The organism is Bacillus sp. 1A (assembly GCF_052682215.1).
On the sequence record NZ_JBQYLZ010000001.1, the window covers coordinates 949818 to 973272 of the forward strand.

15 protein-coding genes and 4 pseudogenes are annotated in these 23455 nt (G+C 31.4%); 15 read left to right on the forward strand and 4 right to left on the reverse strand.

Annotated elements, in window-relative coordinates; all coding sequences use genetic code 11:
* Positions 1-3371: 3371 nt before the first annotated feature.
* Positions 3372-4112, forward strand: a complete 741-nt coding sequence (locus tag ACUN0F_RS04805; protein ID WP_131934951.1) for a MerR family transcriptional regulator — start codon at positions 3372-3374, stop codon at positions 4110-4112.
* Between the two features lie 34 nt (positions 4113-4146).
* Here the strand turns inward: ACUN0F_RS04805 and ACUN0F_RS04810 are convergent, their stop codons facing one another.
* Together ACUN0F_RS04810 and ACUN0F_RS04815 are read right to left on the reverse strand one after the other, a co-directional pair.
* Entirely contained in the window at positions 4147-5601 is a 1455-nt protein-coding gene (locus ACUN0F_RS04810; protein ID WP_445539193.1) for a cell division protein FtsZ, read from the reverse strand.
* Between the two features lie 4 nt (positions 5602-5605).
* Positions 5606-6028: a hypothetical protein gene (locus tag ACUN0F_RS04815; RefSeq protein WP_016089810.1), complete on the reverse strand. Its 423-nt coding sequence runs from the start codon at positions 6026-6028 to the stop codon at positions 5606-5608.
* 1689 nt (positions 6029-7717) lie between these two features.
* Here ACUN0F_RS04815 and ACUN0F_RS04820 point away from each other — a divergent pair.
* The 14 genes and pseudogenes from ACUN0F_RS04820 (at position 7718) to ACUN0F_RS04885 (ending at position 20315) form a co-directional block, all read left to right on the forward strand.
* Positions 7718-9001: a replication-relaxation family protein gene (locus tag ACUN0F_RS04820; RefSeq protein ID WP_445539194.1), complete on the forward strand. Its 1284-nt coding sequence runs from the start codon at positions 7718-7720 to the stop codon at positions 8999-9001.
* 191 nt (positions 9002-9192) lie between these two features.
* The gene (locus ACUN0F_RS04825; protein WP_445540802.1) at positions 9193-9579 is read left to right on the forward strand and encodes a hypothetical protein; all 387 of its coding nucleotides are present in this window, start codon (positions 9193-9195) and stop codon (positions 9577-9579) included.
* A gap of 17 nt (positions 9580-9596) precedes the next feature.
* The gene (locus ACUN0F_RS04830; protein WP_445539195.1) at positions 9597-11108 is read left to right on the forward strand and encodes a conjugal transfer protein TraG; all 1512 of its coding nucleotides are present in this window, start codon (positions 9597-9599) and stop codon (positions 11106-11108) included.
* Positions 11109-11693: 585 nt separating this feature from the next.
* Positions 11694-13511, forward strand: coding sequence for a reverse transcriptase domain-containing protein (locus ACUN0F_RS04835; RefSeq protein WP_445539196.1), 1818 nt, complete (start codon positions 11694-11696; stop codon positions 13509-13511).
* Between the two features lie 100 nt (positions 13512-13611).
* Positions 13612-13818: pseudogene (locus ACUN0F_RS04840) on the forward strand (conjugal transfer protein TraG); the annotation flags it as partial.
* Positions 13819-14639: 821 nt separating this feature from the next.
* The gene (locus ACUN0F_RS04845) at positions 14640-15557 is read left to right on the forward strand and encodes a hypothetical protein (protein ID WP_445540803.1); all 918 of its coding nucleotides are present in this window, start codon (positions 14640-14642) and stop codon (positions 15555-15557) included.
* A gap of 74 nt (positions 15558-15631) precedes the next feature.
* Positions 15632-16989 (forward strand): IS3 family transposase gene (locus ACUN0F_RS04850; protein WP_445539197.1). Its coding sequence is split into 2 segments (ribosomal slippage): positions 15632-16097 and positions 16097-16989, totalling 1359 coding nucleotides; the frame shifts between segments, so codons are not numbered across the junction.
* A 137-nt stretch (positions 16990-17126) separates the two neighbouring features.
* Positions 17127-17414 carry a hypothetical protein gene (locus tag ACUN0F_RS04855; protein WP_445539198.1) on the forward strand — a complete coding sequence of 96 codons (288 nt, stop codon included), beginning with the start codon at positions 17127-17129 and terminating at the stop codon, positions 17412-17414.
* Between the two features lie 909 nt (positions 17415-18323).
* Positions 18324-18608 carry a hypothetical protein gene (locus tag ACUN0F_RS04860; protein WP_445539199.1) on the forward strand — a complete coding sequence of 95 codons (285 nt, stop codon included), beginning with the start codon at positions 18324-18326 and terminating at the stop codon, positions 18606-18608.
* A gap of 125 nt (positions 18609-18733) precedes the next feature.
* Positions 18734-18957, forward strand: a pseudogene (locus ACUN0F_RS04865) (hypothetical protein); the annotation flags it as partial.
* Between the two features lie 18 nt (positions 18958-18975).
* Complete coding sequence (locus ACUN0F_RS04870) at positions 18976-19362, forward strand: nucleotidyltransferase domain-containing protein (protein WP_445540804.1); 387 nt, start codon at positions 18976-18978, stop codon at positions 19360-19362.
* Positions 19349-19432: pseudogene (locus ACUN0F_RS04875) on the forward strand (HEPN domain-containing protein); the annotation flags it as partial. The gene ACUN0F_RS04870 and the pseudogene ACUN0F_RS04875, both read left to right, overlap by 14 nt.
* An 86-nt stretch (positions 19433-19518) precedes the next feature.
* Positions 19519-19717: pseudogene (locus ACUN0F_RS04880) on the forward strand (phosphoadenosine phosphosulfate reductase); the annotation flags it as partial.
* A gap of 160 nt (positions 19718-19877) precedes the next feature.
* Positions 19878-20315 (forward strand): GNAT family N-acetyltransferase, encoded by a 438-nt coding sequence (locus ACUN0F_RS04885; protein WP_445539200.1) that lies wholly within the window; start codon positions 19878-19880, stop codon positions 20313-20315.
* Positions 20316-20581: 266 nt separating this feature from the next.
* Here the strand turns inward: ACUN0F_RS04885 and ACUN0F_RS04890 are convergent, their stop codons facing one another.
* Together ACUN0F_RS04890 and ACUN0F_RS04895 are read right to left on the reverse strand one after the other, a co-directional pair.
* The gene (locus ACUN0F_RS04890) at positions 20582-21805 is read right to left on the reverse strand and encodes an MFS transporter (protein ID WP_445539201.1); all 1224 of its coding nucleotides are present in this window, start codon (positions 21803-21805) and stop codon (positions 20582-20584) included.
* Entirely contained in the window at positions 21802-22917 is a 1116-nt protein-coding gene (locus ACUN0F_RS04895; protein WP_445539202.1) for a SagB/ThcOx family dehydrogenase, read from the reverse strand. Before ACUN0F_RS04895 ends, ACUN0F_RS04890 begins: the two co-directional genes overlap by 4 nt.
* Between the last annotated feature and the right edge of the window lie 538 nt (positions 22918-23455).

The window sequence follows — 23455 nt, forward strand, 5'->3', positions numbered from 1 at the left end:
TGGATTCTCCCTCTCAAATGTTATATATACAAAAAAAGACACACCAATGGCAGGTTATGTGCCTTCGGTGTGTCCGTTTAGCTAGAAATTAAATCCATTAATTTGTATATTAATCTTGAATAATTGTCATTCACACATAAGAATAAAGCTATAATTTTTAAAAGTCAATAGCTTTATTGCATCCTTGTGCACATATATCTATTTCTCTTTCTCTATACTTCCATGTATCTAAACTCAAAAATACAGTTAATTACACAAACTTCTATATTAATCAAACAATTTTTAGAATAATACAATATACAGAAGATTATTTACTTAAAATCTGCAATTATTATAAAAAAATCTCGTAATATTATTTACGATTAAATTTTTAAAACTACTTAACATACAATCGCCCCCATATTAATATTATGTAAACAATAAAAGCCCATTTTATTAAGTACACTCACATTCATATATAAGCCGACATTAATATGTAAAGAAAAATCCAAGGGTAATTGTTAATTTCATATCAACATTTTAATAGAATAAGTATGTATATTAGATATCATTAACATCTTATAAGATACACTTCTTAATAGAAAAAATTATAAATAACCATCTGTTAATAACAATATACATTTAGATTTTTATCACTTTCATTTAGAAAAACTATTACATTTCAATAAATTCTTTTAGCACACTACTATATTTAAGAAATTACTCCAATAGATCTGGAGCTTTCATACAAATAACTATAATCTTTATATACAATTGAACTTTCCAAACTCCATTATCTCTGTTATTGATGTCATATGAACAAGAAAAAACCACTTTTTATCAAAAACTCACATTAACATATCAACTGACATTGATATGTTAATAAAAAACCAAAGAGAAATGTTAATTTTATATCAACAGTTTTTTATGCAATAAATACAAATACTCATCAACAATCTAAAAAACGTTTTGACAGTAATATTATTAATAGCTATTGATTCTGTAATATAAACATTTAATAAATAAATAAATTAATTACTTATTAACAAAATATAAAACTTCTAATCAAATACAAATTTCAATCTATTAATAAACTATCACATTAACATTTTATTCTTTTAGTTGACATGAAATTGACAACAGAATATAGTACAATACTTAAATTCAATCTTATGTTAATGATAGTGGTACGGATATTTGCAACAGATTCAACCAATAATTATTTATATGTTAATTATACACACTAAATTAAACAATTATACATTCAGATTCTTGTCACTTTCATTTAAACTAACTTTTACATGTCATTCAAATCATTTAGCGTACTACTATATTTAAATGATCACTTCAAGAGACCTGGATCTTTTGTACACAAAACTATAATCTTTATATGCAATTGAACTTTCAAAACTACATTATCCCTGTTATTGATGTCATATGAACAAGAAAAACCCCCTTCGAAATACGCACTCACATTTACATGTCAACCGACATTGACATGTAATCACAAACCCTGCAGTAAATGTTGATTTCATATCAACGAATTTGATGCAAAAAGTATAAATACTCATTAACAACTCTATAGGGAAACGCTTTTTAAATAGAAACATTGTTAATAGCTATTAATTCTGTAACTTGAACTTATAATAAATTAATTAATTACCACAAGATATAAAACTTCTAATCATGTACAAAGTTCAATCTATCAATAATCTATATTCTATTGTATTTACATTTCATTCTTTTAGTTAACATGAAATTGACAATAGAATATAGTGAGGTGTTTAAATATCAATCTCATGTTAACGATAGCAGTGTAGATTTAAGGGATTATACATTCAGATCCTCGCCGCTTTCATTTAAACTAACTTTTACATGTCAATCAATCCTTTTGCGTACTACTATATTTAAATGATCACTTCAAAAGACCTGGAGCTTTTGTACACAAAACTATAATCTTTATATACAATTGAACTCTCAAAACTACATTATCTTTGTTATTGATGTCATATGAACAAAAAACAACCTCTTTGCAAAGCGTACTCACATTTACACATCAACAGACATTGACATGTAATCATAAAACCTAGAATAAATGTTAATTTCATATCAACATCTTTAATACATTAAGTGTAAATACTCATTAATAATCCTATAAAAAACAGTTTACAATAGGGATATTGTTAATAGCTATTAATTCTGTGGCATGAATTTATAATAAATAAATTAATTACTAACAAGATATAAAACTTCTAATCATGTACAAAGTTCAATTTATCAATAATATATATAAAACTACCGTATTAACATTTTATCCTTTTGGTTAACATGAAATTGACAATAAATTATAGTAATGCGTTTAAATATCAATCTTATGTTAATAATAGGAAGGTAGATATTGGTAATGGAATCAATTTATAATTAATCGTATGTTAGTTCCTTCACTAAATTAAGCAATATTACAGAGTGTTAAAAGACTTATTCCGTTAATTTGAATGAGCTTTTCATATATTTGCCCCCCTTATAATTAGGGTGCTTTAATACGAACACCACCAATACAGCGATAACTAATGATAGTTCGGTTAACAAGACATTGATATTTATCTACCAAAAACTTTTTCTATGTTAATCTCATATCTCATGTTAATGTCAGTAGGGGTTAGAACTCCGTCCAAATTGGATTATTTCCACCTTTAACAATAGCTATCCTGTTGAAAATTAAACAAATGACATCTTGGAATTATTTGAAAATCACAAATGTTAACACAGCGACATAAATCTATCTCAAATATTCCATACACTATTAAAATACTCGTAAATATCATATTGATCGTGACATAGAGTGAACATTGAACCTCAAAGTCGATTCACATCAATTCTAATCCTATATCCCTAGCTATATTTGCTCTTATAAAAACTACTAATTTGGTAATATTATTACCTTTTTTTCTAGCTATTATACATTACAATTTAAATTCCCTAGCTTACGTCGGCTTATTTTTCCGCACTATCATTGATTATCTCCTCATAACTTGTTTACAAAATACCTATATTTCCTTATCATTAGTATTAAGTAACGTGTTTTGTTAATCTCATGGCAACTATCAGTAATCTTGCTAACATAAAAGATAACGGTATCCATTGATAGAACATTGCCATTTATATACTTTGAGGTAACAATAGCATCAACAAATCAAGCGTATTCTATATCAATAATCAATGTTCTGTTAACAAACATTCAATTACATGTTAGTTTTATATTTCATGTGAGTTACTGAATACATAGGGATTTTCATACATATTAGCGAAATAATACCTAACATGTTAATCTCAGTTCACATGTTAATTTCAAATTGAATGTTCATGAGTTGATTTTTAAGGAGGTTGTTACTATGATTGAACAAAAAAACGAATCACAAGACCATCAAATTAACGATGATGACATATTAGATGATAATATTTTTGAAAAGGCATGGCGAATAACTGAATTCTCTAAACTAGTTGGACGTCATCACAATACCGTTTATAATTGGTTCAATATTTTAGAGGAAAAAGGGCTCCACGAAACGTTAAGAACCCAAAATACAAATGAAAAACTCTATAATACATTAGATCTTGAAATTGCTCTATTTATTAAGCAGAAAAGGGATGAGAAATGGTCTTTAGATGCAATTATTGACCTATTACCACACCAATTCGATTTAAGACCTGTATCACTAGAAAATCAATCAAATGAAGTGTCTACTGAATTAAACCTTCAGGCCACTGCAGAAATCATTGAAAAAATGGTAGCTAAACAGTTAGAAGCAAAAATAAAACATATTGAGTCTCGTTACGAAGAGAGGGTAGACAGTATACTTAAACAGTTACCACAACCCGAAGATGCAGAAACCATAAAATTACGACAACGCCAAGATAGACTTGATAATTTCATTATTGAGCATAGGGCACGTCAGGAGTTAAGAAAGCAGGCAGAAGGCCTGTGGAATAGTAAAGCTGCAGAGGAACGTACTAGAAAGGTAGGATGGTTTAAAAAAGAGGAAGATTTGGGTAAAAAACAACTCTTCATTGAACAGTATATACAGGATAATATAATTGATTATATAAAATCTCTTATGAATTCTGTGGAATAATAAAAAAGTCTGGAACTTAGTCCAGACTTTTTTATTATTTTGTAGTACCAAACATCTTATCTGGATCTAGAAAATCTGCTAAATCTTCATCTTCATTTGCTCCAGCATTATTATTTACTTCGTCACTACCCATATCGATAAAATCTCCAAATGCAAAACCTAAATCCTCATCCTCATCAATACTCTCGATAGTACTAATTTGAGACTTTGTAAACTGAATTTGGCTTTGTCTTTCTTTAAACTCATTAAATTCTTCAACTAATCCTTTAGATAATCTCGATGGTAATGCATCAGTTTTATAGAACGTATATACACTTCCTAAGAAATCATTTTTACTTACCAAATATCCATTAAAAACTGTACCATTTATAGGTAGATTATTTGAAACTTCTACCTTAGCATCATCCATAAAGGAATCATTAATGTTTTTTTGCTCATCTAAGATAGCAAGCATACCAAAATGATGTACTTTTGACGCTTCTACAGAACCGTCGTTATTCTTCTTCATCAAATCAATTGGGGGATGGAAAGAGCTACCTCTTAATGATTCTTGGAACATCTCGATAATTGCATGGCTATTTTCTATCTGGTTCATATTACGTGAAACCTTATTAATTACTAAACAGCCCGTTTTCTCAAGTAAAATACGCTTAAAGTCTTGAGAATCAAGTATTACAGATGTACCAGATCCATTGGCAGCGGTATTTAACTCATGAATGATTTCACTAATGCGTTGATTTGCATAATCTCGTGAATTGGCGATACCTTTTTTCTCATTTTCATTTAATTCCTTAAATTCATCGTAGAAGTGCTGGTTATCAGCAAATACTACAAAGGCTACACCTTTGGATTTATCATTTGCTAATTTCCAAATCTCCTGTGAAAATTTATTTACTTGTCGTAATACATCCGGCCCATCTGCTCGGACAGGAAGTGTTACAACAATCCCCATTTTAATAAAATCTTTGCGCTCAATAGCATTTTCAAAGGCAATTCTCGCAAACTTTGCTTGATTTGCTTTGATTTCAGACATTGGATATTGCTGAGCAACTTTTTGTAATTCTTGTCTGATTACTGGTTTATTATGAAAAGCCGAAAATTCTTCAATAGCTTTAATGATTGTAGAAGTTCCTGTTCCTCCACCTAAACCTGCAAAGAATAAAACAAGTTCATCAGAAGGTCTTACACGTTCAGTAATAAATTCTTTTAATTTATCTTTTGCTTCCTCATTTGAATCAAGAACTTTTAACGCACGCTCAGGGTTCTTACCTAAACCACCTAATTTAAGTGAAACTTGATTACTTTTTGGTACATTTTTTAATTCAGCTAGATCTCCATCATTACTATTTAGTGCTAAGCAATTATATACTGCTGTGCCATCTGTATGTGTATATTCCGCAAATTTATCTACCATTCTAGTACCAGCTTGACCAAATCCAACCATTGTCATTTTAACTGCTACTTCATTTTTCAAGAAGTTTTTTGCCATTATTTTATCTCTCCTTATTTACCTTTTTTCTTTTCCCTAACTCAATAAGTACTTGTTGCCCTCTATAAGTTGAGATTAAAAATTTATATGGATGCATAGTCTTTTCATAGATTAAAGACATTGATGATAGCGTACTCACACTTATTTCTGCTGAACGTCTAGATATATTCGTACGTTCAACTTCTAATGAATAGGATTTACCTTTTTTCTTCTTTACTCTCCTATCAATAACTACATTTTCCACTATTTCATTAATCGATATGCCTCTCATGTACTTTGTCTCTTGAAATTGTTTATTTACTACGTTTCCTATGTATAGAAATACACTGTAGAGTATCTCATCTTGTTCAAGTATATCAGCAAACATGTTTACTACTTCATCTGCAAACTTGATTGTTTGATATTTTTCACTTAAAACCTCGTTCAAGTTGTCCCCCCCTTAAAGCATTGGTTAATTATTCCTAGAAACATAGTACATCATTACACGTTGTATATCAAGTCATTATAAATAAAACTTATATATAGGACTTATATATAAGCCCTATATTAATTAAATCATAAAGAATCTATGTTTTATAAGGGTTTGTATATACAGCGTACATATAACGCGTATATATGTTATATCAATCTTAAATTTCATGTGATTTACATTTTAATTAAGGTTAATAAAACACTATAGAAAAAACTGATGAAAATACATGAAAAATCACTTCTTTTCATTAACATGAAACTCTCAAAAAATATGTATACGACTTATATATAAGATTTATATATAAGTCGTATACATAAACGCTGTTATAACAACAATAAATTAAATTTTATTCACAAAAATTATATGATATTATTTTTTATAAGCTGTATAAATAAGTTTTATATATAATTCTTACTTATACGGCTTATATAAATCACATCTAAAATATTCAAACACCTACTATCATATGCGTGTATATATGTTACTAAGGAGATTTCATGAAGATCTTATAACAATTCACACTAAGTTTTTTTATTACTTAGTTGTTTTGAAGGAATCTATCTCTTATAAGGACGATAATTGTTAATGTTATGTTAATGCGCTGTTCTTTACCTAGTACTTGTTAGTTCACATGAATGTATATGTTAACAAAAAAATATGCTCCATGCCTCATTTGAATACAATTCCTTGTCAATTTCAGTCATTCTTAGAAAGCCATTAGGAGAGGCTGTTAATTTCATATGAACAACAAAAATCATCTCAAATTATAATTAACATGTTAAAAAAAAGTCCAAGGTTAAGCTGATTGATGCAATAGTTCTGAAGGTCCCTGTAAATAATCTTTTAAACTAAGATATTCTAATAGTATTATGTTAAAAAATTGCATCACTGCTATGAAAAAATAACATTTATGTAAATGGAATTATTAACAGTAAGTTCTTATTAACATCAAAGTGATACTTACATTACACTAAAAGTCTTATTAATTTAGTAGGAATGATGATAGCAATTAGAACTTCATATAAAATTAACAACTAATTAATTTCATGTGAATGGAACCTTCATGTTAAGCACATGTAGACACATTTTTTACGTACTAACGATTTAGTAGAAACACTCATTAATTTTTTGTCTAAATGAATTAATAATTATAATAAGATAAAACACCTAAAAGAGTAAGCTGAATTTTTGCAATGAATCAGTAACAAAAGTAGGAGAGGGCACTTCAACAAAGAATTTACTTTCTAAAAAAATATAGAGAAAACTCCTCTTTGTTATCAAAAGCCTCTTTATAATTCTTGAATAATTGTAATCAATCAAAATGTTATTATTCCTATCTAATAAATGTTAGGACGTCATAACATTATTTTTATAACAAAATTTCATTATAACTTTTGTTAGATGTCTAGTAGTATATCGGCCTAACAACATGAAAGATTTAGTAGATTCATATAAACCCATAATTTTTAATAGATTTATAATAGTAGTTACCATCCCAACTCTGGTGTACAAAATAGGGTATCTCTGAAAAGCAAAACCTCTTATTCATATTTTCTTATTTTACAACCACTACATCAATGTAATATTATATTAAAAATGATAAGTATTTAATTTAAGTCTAATTCAATATAAGAGGTGTATACTTTGTCCGGAGAAGTGTATAAATATAAACGTCCAGGTACCAAAAAACATTTTCACTTAAAAGAAGCAGACGTTTTTATGTTAACAGTTTTATATTACAAAAGAGCTCTTACAACACGACAAATCACAATGTTATATAGTGCATTTGAGGGAAGAGAATGTTCTGAAGCTAGCATATTTACAAAGCTTGATCGATACTCACAATACGGAGCTATGCTAACTAAAAAAATAGATAAAAGGGATGACAGCATTACGAAACGCGCCTTATTTTCCTTAAAAGAAAAAACAATTGAATTTTTAATGGGGATAGGGAGAATTCCCAAAAAAAGTTCCAAAAGAAGGTACTCACGAGCAACTTCTTTTCACACAGTATGTTCACGCGAAGTCATTATGCGTACTCTTCTAGCGACTGCAAAGAAAACTCAAACCAATGAATTATTATATAAAATGGATATTCGTTCTTTTTACCAGAAACAAAATATGAAAATTGAGGATGACCAGTTGCCTTTGATTCCTGATGAACATATTTCATATCAAGGTAAAAATATCTATATCGAGATGGATATGTGTAAAGAAACAAATACTACCTTAGTTGAAAAAGTAGGTAAGTACATAGAATTCGCACAAAAAACGAATGAGAATATAACCGTTGTTTTTGTTATGTACGACAAATCTATGTTTCTTGCAGAAGATGCTGAACCACCATACGTGCGGATGAAAAATCTATTATTTTCTATGCGGAAATATCATAAAATTTTAATGAATCAAACCAATCTACATGTACACGTCTGCTCACTTAAAAATGCTGGAGATGTAATTTCAGATATCATCCTTGGAAAAGATGATAATCAAAACTTCGAACAAGATATTCTTTTATCTTTATCTCAACGTACAGTAGGAGATGCCGATTGGCGTTACGCATTTGTTGAAAAGGTTCAAACTTTCAAAGAACCAATAGACGGAGGACTTCGACGAACGTATAGGAGAGATAAAGATGTGATCCAAGATTTCTTCTTTATTTTCGGAAATGAAAATGATTACCGGATGATTGCTAGACTAGACGATGTCATATTTTCAAGAAAAGAAGGAGACGAAGGCGTTCCACTTGTTGTTATTTATCCGAAACGTGAAAAACCTAGAGATATTCTTTTAATGAACGCTTATCACAACGTTCTACTGCTATCCTTACAAAATGAAAGTGTCACTATAGAAGCGGATGAACAGATCCTGGTACGTACTGCAAATAACATTCATCCGAAAAGACGTAAACTTGTAGAATTATATTAATCTATTATTTTCTATATAAATCTATATAATTTTATTGATTTTTTATTATTTAAAGTGTTAGAATAACGTTTGAACATATAATGAAAACTACAATCAAATCAGAACATATGAAATTAAGGCAAGCGACACACGCTGTTTTTACAGTGGGTGTCGCTTGTCTTTTTTTATATGGAGAAAGATGGAAAATGATAATGAATTTACAATTTGCAACAACAACGAATGGGGGAGTGCTCTCTGCAAGAGAAGCATTTAAGAACCCAGAACTTGTACTTAAACATATTACAGAAGAGGGTGCAACGTTTTATGTTTCTCTACAAGATATCCAAGTTCCAGGAAAGCCAAATTACTTTTGGTACGATGTCATAATTGAAACGGCAACAAATAAAAAAATAGAGGTGAATATTGCAGTACTTTCTCAAGAAGAATATGACCAACTATGTGAAAGAAATAGTATTGATTTATATTTAAAACAAACCGAAGATGCGGCGAAATTCTTTTTAGAAAAATCAAAAGAGCAATTTAAACCTGAATTCAATAATCGCTTCACATTCCATCATAAAATTAAAATATACCTGTAAGATGTAGGTGATTTTCTATGGGGACACTTAAACAACGGTTACCGTTATTTACTACACTCACCTTAATTAGTGGATTTATTTTTTCATTTGGATTCGGTCTAGTAAACTACATAAAGTTACTTTACTATGCATTTGAACCACCGTCTTATCCTATAGAAATTACATATATACCGCTTATTTTAATGTTCTTCTCTTTACTATTAGGAGAATTTAGCTTTAGGTTTTACAGCCGCATTCCTGCTTTACATGTCAAAAATGGAAATTTGTTAATTTTAATTACCTCTCACATTGCAGTTGATATCCAATTTTTATGGTTTGCAACTGCTCCGATCCATGCAAAGGTTATTCCTTATCTCACGGATAAATCAAAACATATTAATTTTGGGGAATATGAGGCAATAGGCCAGGTCTTAACAGGAAATTTTCACACACTCACTTTGATTTTTGTATTTTTACCTACAGTATTTATGATTTTGTTTACACTTTGGTATAGTGGCCATATTGTTCGTTACCGAGGGGAGATATTAAAGTGGGCACAAAAATACGAATATAAAAATCACAAGTTACAAAAATGGTTTGATAGCCAAGAAGAACAAATATATCCTGATGTAGAAATTGGGCCTCATATTGAGCATAAAGAGATGGTTCGTATTAAGGGGAAAGATAGAACGCTAAATGGAATTATTATTGGTCCGATTGGTTCTGGTAAAACATCAAGTTTAATTATTCCTATGATAAATCAAGATTTACACTGGATGGTACGTTTCATAAATAAGTTTGAAACAGCGTATAAAAAGAATGATTATGATACAGAAGAAGTAAAAGGAACATTTTTAAATGGTGTGACTGTTATTGAACCTAGTAATGATTTATGTCAAAAAGTATTTAAGTTGGTACAAGTACATAAGATCCCTGCAAGTTCTGTTTACTATATCGATCCAACTAATCCTGATACCAAAAATATAAACATTCTGCGAGGACCAGTTGATAAAGTAGCAGAGGTTTTCGCAATGGTTATTCAAGGTTTGTCTGAATCTAACAATGCGTTCTTTGAACAGGCCCAGCGTAACCACCTTAAACAACATATCTATTTACTAAAACTACACAACCCACAAAAAGATGTTACCTTCGACGACTTAATTGAGATGTATGATGATGTAGAACGTGTCCATCGTATGCATAAGCTTTTAAAGGTCCAAGTAGAGAAGTTATATGATTTTGTTCAAAACGGGGCTGCTTCACGTGACCAAAAAAATGAATATAAAATTATAAAAGGTATTGATGAATGGTTTGATAATACCATTCGTGAAAAAACAGGCTTCCAAGGAGAACCAGCAGTTTATAAATCAGGGAAACATCGCGGACAACCAATGCATTATGACAGAGAAGAAGAATATGTTAAAGGTTTACGTAATATCTTAAAAGATTTGGCTTCAAACGTTTTAATACGACGCGTTTTATTTGGAACATCTGATTTTGATTTCGATGTTCATGTGCGCCCATACGGGCATTTAGAGATTCAACTCTAGCAAAGTTGTAGGCTCAGGTCTCACAAAAGCCTATCATCAACCAACTTATCCGTGAAGGAAACTGAACGGGGAGTGTAGCATGTTGGTAAAGCCATAAGTTAATTAGTTACCAAATTACGACTGAATGGCCAGATGAAACGTATAGACAAGGATGAAAGCTAAACTGCTTAAACGATAGTCCAAAGGGGGATATCGAACCCCATGACGAAAGGTAACTAGTAACGTTATGTAGTAATGACCATTTTACCAGGTGTACGCTAAATGGTATAGAAGGACGAGGTCATCATCCTCAAGTCCCAGAGATCCATTACTAACTATCCACTGTAGGTGGAAAAGGACGAAAGTCGCATCCGACACTATAGCAAGCTCATCTCTAAATGTACTAAATGGGGATTACCTAAGTTGGAACGCCAATACAAACTGGCTATTAAGGATGATACCAAGTGTAAAACAAGGTATGTGGCTTATGAATATCCAATAAGGTAACGGAGTTTCCGTAGTAGTCAGAGATAGGGAAAGCCTATTACAGGGCGAAGGGAAACAGTTTATCAGTTTAATACAAATTAGGAAGGAGCGTGAGGCTCTATGAGAAATCCAAATGAGGTATTAAACAGCCTACGTACCATGGCTAGTAATACAGATTACAAGTTCAAGAGACTATACAGAAACCTGTATAATCCAGAATTTTATTATATGGCATATTCTAAGATATACGCCAAAGAAGGCAACATGACCAAAGGTACGGATGGAAAGAATATCGATGGAATGAGTATTGAAAGAATTAACACTCTTATAGACAAAATTAAACACGAGACTTACAAACCTTATCCAGCTAGACGGATTTATAGGAAGAAAGCTAATGGTGGTAAAAGACCACTTGGCATCCCTTCTATGGATGATAAAATCATACAAGAAATAATACGAAGTATCCTTGAGAGTATATATGAATCTACGTTCTCCGATGATTCACATGGGTTTAGACCTAAAAAGAGCTGTCATACTGCGTTAATTCAAATTCAAAAGACATATAGAGGGGTACGATGGTTTGTTGAGGGGGACATAAAAGGTTTCTTCGATAACATAAATCACCACTCACTTATAAATATCCTTAAAAGAAGGATTGATGATGAAAAATTTATAAGGTTAATTTGGAAGTTTCTCAGAGCAGGTTATCTTGAAGAATGGACATATAACAACACATTCTCTGGCACCCCTCAAGGAGGCATAATCAGTCCCATACTATCAAATATTTATCTGAATGAACTAGACAAATTTATGAAGATCTATAAACAACAATTTGATAATGGAGCAAGAAGAAAGACAAATCGTGATTATGCGTACCTTTCAGATAAGAAATACCGACTACGAAAAAAACATGAGGAACAATGGGGACAAATGTCAGAGGACGAAAAAAGAGAAGTTAAACTACAGTGGAACAAACTACACAAAGAACAGCTCTCTATACATTCAAAAGAACCTATGGACGAAAACTACAAAAGAATTGTATATACCAGGTACGCAGATGATTTCCTCATAGGAATAATAGGTAGTAAAGAAGACGCTATTCAAGTCAAAGAAAATCTTACGATTTTTCTTAAAGAAACCCTTGAACTCGAGTTGTCACAGGAAAAGACTCTCATAACCCATAGTGAAAAATTAGTACAATTTCTCGGTTATGATATTACAATCTCAAGAGAAGAAGCAATAGCAAAAACAACCCATAGAAGGACAAAAAGGGTATTCTCTTTCACACCTAAACTATACGTACCCAAAAACAAATGGATAAAGAACCTATTTCAAAAAGACGCACTAGCAATTGATAAAAATACAGGTACTTGGAAACCTAGACACAGAACCTATCTAAAAGATAATGACGACGTAGAGATTTTAAGTATCTACAACGCAGAAATTCGTGGTCTATATGAATACTACAAGTTGGCGAACAACGTAAGTGTTATAAATAAATACAAATACATAATGGAATATAGTATGTATAAAACGTTCGCTAGCAAGTACAAAAAAAGTGTTAAACAAATACTCAACAAATATAGAACTAATGGGAAATTTGGTATACGATACAAAACTAAAAACGGTGAAAAGATAAGATATCTTTATGACCAAGGATTTCGGAGACACATAAGTATAGATACCAAAACAGAAGTCGATATTCTCCCAAACACCTTAAAAATGTCTGGACGAACAAGTCTCATTGAACGATTATTAGCCGAAGAATGTGAAGTGTGTGGCAAAAAGAACCTAGCTATCGAAATACACCACATAAGAAAGTTAAAAGACCTAAAAGGTAAGAAAATGTGGGAGAAAATGATGATCGCTAGAAAAAGAAAAACCATGGCACTCTGCCATCAATGTCACATAGATTTACACTCAGGTAAGTTGGATTGATAAATGGAGAGCCGTATACTTGGAGACGAGTACGTACGGTTCGGGGGGGAGTACTTGGAAACCTATCATAGAAATATGATAAGGCGCTGGGTACTTACCCTACTTAGAGCAGGGGGGCATTTTACTTGTTAATACAGCGAAAGGGGAGTTAGCAGACCTTTCAAACGTATTAGGAAAATTTATATTATTAAGTATGCAGAATGCAGTATTCCGTAGAGAGCCAAACATCTCACCTTACCATCACATTATTGTCGATGAGTTTCCGGATTATGGTACGCCAAGTTCTCCTATAAACGCAGTGGCGTGAAATGGAGAGGCTAAAGTTAATAAAGCCTAACTATTTGTTCGAATTTTATGGGTGTAAACCCCATTCTAGGATAATAGCTCTGTAATCCTAGCCATGATACCCCTACATGCGCTAACTTCCACACAAGTTAGGGTCTGAAGTTAGGTAAGGTCGTAACCTGATGGCACATCTCACTACTGCCTATATGGTGCGGTGGTCCTTAAAAACAATCCTATGGTGACGAAAGAAATCCATGTCAGAAGCGCCGTTAGGGAATCCCTTCTTAAAGTGAGAAAACGGAAGGAATAACGGGAACGAGGATAGGCTTGTAATTCCAATCCTTGCGCTCAGTTAGTCTCGTAGTTACTAATTGAGTTGAACCAGTATGTTTGAGCTGATCAAGACTGGTGAGTACCGTCGGCGTAAAGTGGGCACCTAAGGGACTGTAAAACAAGGGATAGAACTTATGGAACTTGGGAAGCTTGCATTGCTATAGGGAGTGTGATCCTGCTTGAAGCAATGTAAGTGGCAGCGGTCGCGTAGTAGTGAAGAAACGGGGTAATGCCCGTGGAGCGAAAGCGACCAGTCGATTCAGAACAATACAATGGTAATTTCAAATGTCTAAATGAACCTCTTTCAAGAGTGGGAATTAAACAGCACATCGTTACAATCACTTAAACAACGGGGAGATGTAATGAGGATTAAAGGACATTTGATAGAAAATGAAACTCAGCTCAAAAATAAATTAGACCTAATATATCAAAAGGCTAAAGAAGAAAAGTCTTGTTTTCATGGCATCATAGAGCTCATGAAAAACAAGCAAACTATTAAAACGGCAATTCATAACATTAAAATTGTCTACTTATGTACCATCTATTCCTCATTTATCAAATGAGGATGTACAGGGACTTCAAATATATCGAATACATGAACTGGATAAATCCTATGTATTCCATTCTTATGAGGAATTGGTTAAGTTTAAGCAGCGTTTGACAGAAGAACAGTATGCCATACTCACTTTCATTGGTGTTCATACATCTGTTCGATTCAATCATTTATTATATTTATTCAAGAACAAATATTCACGTAAGAAAATAAATGATGCACTTCAAGGATTACTTTACTATTGTCTAATTGAAAAATGGCAAGTTGAGAGTTTTGGTATGGAGATCTTTGAAGAAACATATACGTTATCCGATAATGGTTATAAGCTCTTAAAATACTGGAAAGGCAATATGTTCTTCTTTGCTCCAGAGCGTCTTGATAATCACGGTAAATATGTTCATCTACGCTATTGGCATGATATAGACCTACTTTGCCACCTGCGTTATGCTCCTTCCTTTATAGGGCATATTATGCATCCATCTATTAGTAAAGGGGTTTTCACCCCTCCTTTAAGTTTTGCTGCGCAGGGCGGCATAAATCAAGAGTTTAATTTTGTTGTATACTCCACCTTATTAACAGATAAAAAGGATCGCCTAAGACAAATTATCGCTAGATGGAGAGATTTCGTAGAGTCAGATAAGGATGTTATCATGAAAGATTTAGGGAATAACCCTACAATCCTAGTTATTTATGTTTCTACTGAAAAACAAGCAAAGCAAATTAATAATGAACTACTACTCGATTTAATTCCTGGTAAAGTATTACTATGTATAGGAGAAACATTACATGTAGAAGGATTACAACATGCCTTTTATCAACCTCTTGCAGAAGGAAAGATTAAGCAATTAAATACAAAGCTATTCACAATAAACTAAGCCACCCTTACAAGCTATGAACCGCACCCAATTTGTTAGACACATAACTAACAATTGGAGGTGCGGTTTTTATTATGGCAAAATATACTTTTGAAATAAAACGAAATGCTGTTGAACATTATTTAAATACAAATGATTCCTTTAAAGTGACGGCAAGAAAATATAACGTGAATTATTCTTTATTAAAAGAGTGGGTAGCACGTACTAGAGAACAAGGAATAGAGTCTTTAAATTCTAAATGTACAAGATACGATGTTCGTTTTAAAATGGAGGTATTGAATTTTATGAATAATACAGGAGCTTCGCCCCTACAAGCGGCCGCTATGTTCAATATCCCATCAGCTCGTATCATTAGAAATTGGAAATCAATCATAGAAAAACAGGGGATAGATGCTCTTCGTAAGACAAGTAAGGAGAGTTCCACTGTGAAGAAAAAGAAAGCTATTACACCTAAGAAAAAAAGAAATAACGACTCTCAAAATGATTTACAATCAGAGGTTGAATATTTACGCATGGAAAATGCTTATTTAAAAAAGTTACATGCCTTAATTCAAGAGAAAGAAAAGTCACAGACAAAGAGAAAGCGTACATAATATTTGAGTTAAGGCACGAATATAAAATTATAGACTTAATTAAAGTATCTAGAATTGCTCGTAGTACGTACTATTACTGGATAAAACAAATGAATCGTGAAGATAAGTATAAAGATCTTAAAGAAAGTATTAAACAGATTTTTCATGAACATCAGGGGCGATATGGCTATAGACGAATCACACTCGAATTACGTAATCAAGGCTATATCGTTAACCATAAAACGGTTCTTCGTTTAATGAACCAATTAGGACTAAAATCATTAGTGCGCATCGCCAAGTACCGCTCATATCGTGGGAGAGTTGGAAAAGTCGCTCCAAACATCTTGAAACGTGATTTTAACGCCTCTAGGCCTAATGAGAAGTGGGTTACAGACGTAACTGAAGTTCATTTGTTTGGTGAAAAGCTCTATTTATCACCTATTCTGGACTTGTTTAATGGTGAAATTATTTCTTATAATATTGAAAAACGTCCAACATTTCTCTTAGTTGAAAAAATGTTAGATCGAGCTTTACAACGTTTGGATAAGGATGATACTCCTATTCTTCATTCAGATCAAGGTTGGCACTATCAAATGGATAAATATCAAAATACTTTAAAAGCACATAATATAACGCAAAGTATGTCCCGCAAGGGAAATTGTCTAGATAATGCAGTCATTGAAAATTTCTTTGGCTTATTAAAATCTGAATTACTTTACCTTAAAGACTTTGAAAGTATGGAACACTTTAAAATAGAATTAGAGAATTATATTCATTACTATAACCATAAAAGAATTAAAATAAAATTAAAAGGATTGCCCCCTGTAAAATACAGAGTTCAATCCTTATTAGTTGCTTAAAATATGTGTCCAACTTTTTGGGTCCAGTTCAAGTATGGATTTTACGAAATAATACTATTTGATGCTTGCTTTAACAACAATGATATATACAGATGTTGTTATTATTAAAATAAAATATACAAGAAAGGAGTAATACATTGCTACGCATACAAAGAGGGTACATGTACGATCCAGATGATAATGAAGTAATTGTAAATGAAATTTTTTACGATGCTGCTTCAGATAAAAAGCTAGGAAGTAAGATGGGGGTATTTTGTGCAGTAAAACTACCTACTGCTATTTTTCGGAAGGTTCAAGAAAATGAAAGTAAGTCCTATATGGAAAATATTGAAGTTGAAAAAGAAACTATTAGAGAAATACTTTTTTATTTAGACCAAAATCAAAAACCAGAAAAACTTTATTTTGAAATGCAGTACATAAAGTAACACCAAGAACCGAAAATAAGAGGGGATTTGTAGCAGGGGAAACAGGGACATTATTATTTAATACATATAACAACTGCATATAAAACCTCTTCTTATATTCGATCAATTAAAACAATTGAATACGATATTAAAATAGTTTAATATAAACGTATGTTTATTGTTTAATTGATTCCGTTTATTCCCACGCCTTATAAGTTGTGGTTGAGTTGTAGAAGCAAGTTGTATTCTTGTTTCAATTGTGAAAGGGCTTCTTTGAGCCGATTAATGTATCTAGCTTATTTTGCTATGCACATTTTCAATCGACTTAAAGAAGCCCTTTTTATGTTGTCTTTAAGTTAGGAATCACTTGTAAATAGACCTTTTGGGCTAATAATATGCTAAGTGAAAAAAGCACATATATTGTGCTTTTTTGTTTTAATTAGAGGAGGAATCATCATATGGAACTTTACAAATTACGGCATAAGAAAAAGAATGTGAGAGTAATATGTGCTCATATTTCTTATGAAGCAGTAAGTTTTATTTAAAGGAAACGTACATGATTGCGATTGTGTGGAATAGCTAAACTATCAAAAATTAAGTTCAACCGAACAAACTAAATTCATTCATAATGGATATGAAACATTAAGATTACTACAGGATACCTGTAATGAGATAAAAATTACTGGCAGTCCTTATACTCTTGTAGGAATAGTACAATAAAGAATGAATTCATATCCTAACTTTTTAGTATTGTTAAGACTTTTTGAATTCAAAACGAAAAAAAGATTTTAAAAGCCAATTTATGGTAGAGTAGATAAAGAATGGAATATACAAATTATGAACTAGGGGATTTATATAGAAATAAGGTACTCGTTGCAATGCTAAAAGCACACGGAATTAGAAAACGAAATGTGAGAGGAGCACTATAATATGATTACAGTTAACCGAGGATATATGTATGATCCAGATGATAATGAGGTCTTAATTACCGAAATTTATTATGAAGCTGCTTCAGATAAAAAGCTAGGAAGTAAGATAAGGAGTTTATCTTACACAGTTATTCCTAATGAAATTAAAGAAAAAATAGAAGCAGCTGATTCATTATCATATATGGAAAACATTGAGATGTCTCAACAATTGGCTGTTGTATATCAAGATGAAATTAACATGTATGGAAAACCGGAAAAATTGTACTTTGAATATACAAATATGTAAGAGGCGAGAAGACATTGAACTAATTGGTTCAATGTCTTTTTTTAATAAACTATAGAAAAAAAGACAGAACCGGATATGATATTTTTTCATTTTTGAGATGAAGGAGCTTTATGAAAGCATGATTCGAAATGATACCATTTCTTCTGGCTTGTTTAGCAGAGGCTGTGATTCGTTTCAATCCAGATTCTTTTTTAGCTAAGGATGAATCTAGCCTCTTATATTGGTGTAGAAATAACTTCAAAGGATTTCAGGGTATCTTTGATGATGGATTCTTACAAGATTTCTAGTAGGTTTCCGAATGCTCTATCAAGCGTTGCAGCACGTTGGAAAACAAGAGAAAAATATAAAACAAGGAGAAGAGAAACGCATGTATAATATAATCAAATCTCTATATAATCCTATTATCCGAGGGGTGATTCGGATTAACGAAGAAGTACAAAGTGAACTGAACCTATTAGTACAAAAAATTCGTGAAACCGTGTCTTCTGTCCAAAAAATCATCCTTTTTGGTTCTCATGCTTATGGCACACCAAATGAAGACAGTGATCTTGATTTTTGTATTGTTGTGGAAGGTGTAGGAGCAAGAAAAAGGGAGGTCATTAATCGTATCAATTGGGGTATTTACGACGTAATGGAAACACCAGTTGATATTTTAATGTATGGACCTGAAGAGTTTCAAGAACGTGCTAACCGCATTGTAACCATGAATCATAAAATTACACTGGAGGGGAAGGTGCTATATAAGAAATACTGAGTTTCTAAAAGATTGGCTATTTATTGCAAAATCTGATTTAGATTCTGCTAGTTACTTAACTCACATGAAATCTTAATTAATTAAAAATAGAGGGTATACATAAGAGAGAGTTCCTATAGAGAGGAACTCTCTTTTTCTATCTCAAAAAGTGGAGAAATGCCCCATAGCAAAATAATACTTTGCTATGGAGCTAATAATATAAGGACGAACATTTATACACAAAATAAAGAGGAAATGAAAAAAATCTATTTATCACGTGAGTGTTGTTTTGTAGGGTACAGTGGTAGTAAAGATAGTTCTATCATATCTGACATTGCTTTGGGATATGATTGCTCAGCTGCTGCTAGAAGATCGTAATTAGGTGTTTCACTGTCATATTTTTTAACGAATTAAAATTATTCGAAAATAAACATTATATAGTTCCACTAAAAGGCATATTTTTAAGAAGAAGTGGTACAATAAATGTGACAATATGTTCGGAGATATATACGCTTATTAACTAATAAGGGGGAAGTATGGAAATATTAAATGCATCTAAATCAGATTTAGAAGAAGTATCGCAACTTACCGGTCAAGCTTTAAATGAAGGGTCTGTAAACAGTTATACTGTCGATAATGCAAAAGCAACTAGCCTGATGGAAAAAGTATTAGCAAATAACGGTAAGCTCTTAGTGGTAAAAGAGTCTGAACAACTGGCGGGATGGGTGCTATTTGGCTCTCAAAAAGATAGTATCACTGATGAAGAAATTGGATTTATTTATGAGATTTATATTTTGAAGAATTATAGGAAAAAGGGATTCGCTAAAAGATTACTTGAAAAATGTATTACTGACCTAAAAACACAAGGTCTAAAAAATGTTCGTCTTGTTGTATATAAAGGGAATAAAGCTATTCAAATTTATGAGGAATTTGGTTTTATTGAGAATCGAATTGTTATGAATAAGGAGATTTAAGGTGAGTGTCCTTTTTGTACTGACGGAGGACATTATGGAATAACTCATAGAATTAAATGATTTTATTATTATATTTTTAAGTTTGGGGAAATATTTTACATCGAAAATTTAATAACTTTTAACCTCATTAAGCAACTTTAAAATCCTTGCTACACTTCATATGCAGCAAGGATTTATTTTTCTACATCAAAATTAAGCGAATTTGTTATTTCTCTATACAACGAGAATATTGTAATTTCATAGTTTCCCCATAAAAATGTAATTATTTAAACATCAGAATAATTATTTTTATTTTCGGTTGTATAGCTTTTAGAGTTTACCTTAAAGTCAATGATAATAGAGGAAACTAGAGTAAGGGTACATATACCTAACAAAACCATTAAACTTCTATACCCTATTTGATCTAGCAAAAATCCAATTAACACTAAACATAGTTGCATAATTGTTCGATCTAACATTGTTTTAAATGAAAAAAATCTTCCATGAATACTTGAAGGGACTTTTTGTTGAGCATATGTATATAAAAGGGGATTAAACATGCCGTATGCCAAACCAAATACACTAAAAGAGAAAATAGTTAGATAAAGGTTTGTGAATGATAATAAAATTTGAGCTATCCCCATCAAACAGCAAGCAAATAAAAGGATACGCACCTGTTTTTGATATCGTTTTATTACTCTTTTAATGAGTAATCCTGCAATTAATATACTTGTCCCTTCCATAAAATAGAGTATCCCCATGATTGAACCGGGTTGTCCCTTTCCAATTTCAATAACAAATAAATTAAAGCCAGAAATAAAGATTAGAGGGATAATGGATAACGTAAGAACTACTTTTATAGGATGATTATTTATAATGATGGGGAAAATATCCTTAAAATTAGTCTTGAGTTTTTTAGGATTCAATTGTATATCGTTTGGAATAACTAATAAAAAATTAATAAAGTATAAAATTACATAAGCGATGAGAGCAATGATAAATAATGTGTATAAAGGAGCGACTGTTAATAAAAGGCCAGCTAATACAGCTCCAAAAATTCTTGACAAAGTGATAATATTTATATTAATAGCATTAACCGTAATTAAGTCATCTTCTTTAACTAAAGTTGGCAATATTGTTTGTATAGTAGGGTTAAAAAATGAAGCAGAACAGCCAATTCCTATGCTATAGATAACCATCCAATAAATTGACCCCGTATATATAGCAACTAACATTGATAAAACAGATGCAATTCTCATCAGTCCGACTAATTGTAATACTTTTAATTTAGAAGTAGAATCTATATAACGCCCTGCATAAGGACCTATTATAACCCCAAGGACACCACCAATAACAAGAAAAAAAGCCTGAAGAACATGAGATTTTATATGTATTTGTAAAAATTGCAAATTCCCAATTGTGCCGAACCATATACCTAATTGAAAGACTAGTTGACTTCCTAATACAATACATAAATTTTTGTTATGTATGATGGCTTTAAAGGATTTCATTTTAAGTCCTCACCTCTAAACCTAAAATCTCTCCCATGATTTTTAGCTCCAACACTAATATGTCCTATTCCAGATAGTCCGCAAACAATTTCTTTTTCCTTATCTATAAATAGCCTTTCTTCTACTAATTCGTCTTTAAGATGGCCAGTGAAAAAAGCACCTAATTTTAACCATGAAGCAACTAAATAGAAAGTCTGACTTAGATGACCTACATCCATCATAATAATACGATATACCCTTGGACTCTTGTATTTCCACATAGGTCGTTCTAAACATGCTGTGTAAAAAAAGAGGACCGATGCATTTTTTACATATTCTTGACCTGCGGCCATATCTATAATATCTGTAATTTTTTCTTTGTTAATTACATTCAATGAATGATTTTGAACATTGTAGTGATATAACCCTTCTTTTATCCCTGTTACATTAGTTATATAAGGGTATACCTCAATAGGATGTCTAGCACCCCCAGAAGGACTTGTTTTAAAAAGATTGGCACCAACTCCAAAATCTCTTTTACAAGACTGTGCCCCCCAAACAAAATAAAGAATTGTAGATAATTCAATTAGGGTAATAGGTTTTTCTGAGAAAGAACGTATAGTTTGTCTTTCTAAGAGAGTCTCTAGGAATTTTCCTTCTTTTTTAAAATCAGGAGTAGGTAATGGTATTTCTTCTACATTGTCATATATTTTATATATAGATGGTGCTTTTATATTTTGTTTCTTATTAACCAATCTTTCATAGTCTTGATTTACATCTAAATAATTATCTTTATGGAGTAACCTTGTATTAAAATGAAAATATTTAGCTGGAGTTCCCCATTCTCTCCAATTTTCAAGCTTCATATCTTCTAGATTTTCTTTTTCTATTAATATATGAACTTCTTGAAGGCTTTTAATTATTTCCATCATTTCGTTTCTTGTTAAAGATGAAGCTCGATCTTTCTGTAGCTGTAGATACGCACTATCAGGATCATTCCATTCTTTAAATAATCCTAAAATAGGGAAAACCGAAAGCTCTAAGCTATATTGTTCGTGTCTAATAAAATCATCTATCATAAGATGACCATTTTTCCAAAAATAAATCATATTTTCGGATATTTTTAACTGCATATCAATGTCTCCTAACTTAAAAAATATGTATCTCTTTTTTTAACGATAAATGACTGCCCCTAGTAGGACAGTCATTTAAGCATTTTTAATTATTTTGATGGAGAAGTCTCACCGTGTTCTAAATCAACGCGATTTGTGTACTCATTTTCACAAGGTTTAAAAATTTTCATTTCTCTCAACTCCTTTCTATAATTAGAAGATTATTACAATGTATATTTTTCCATAAAAGATTACTTTTGTCAATTAATAGTTTGAAAGTATTTTTTCTTCTGAATATTTAAACCATCAAAAAACAACTAGGTTATTAGAAAATATGATTTACGAGTCTTGGGGAAAGAGGGGTAAATAGCATAAAGAGATACTTATTCAACTGTTCATTCAATCTATGAAGAATAATCACATGTTTAAAAAAGAAGAACCAATTTTATCAACGTTAGTATAGCCCTTTTATTAAACAAACATCTAGTTGCTCACATTTGACAAGTAATCTTAAATTTAATCAACTTTTTTCACAATAGGTGAGTTTTTTCTATTAAGT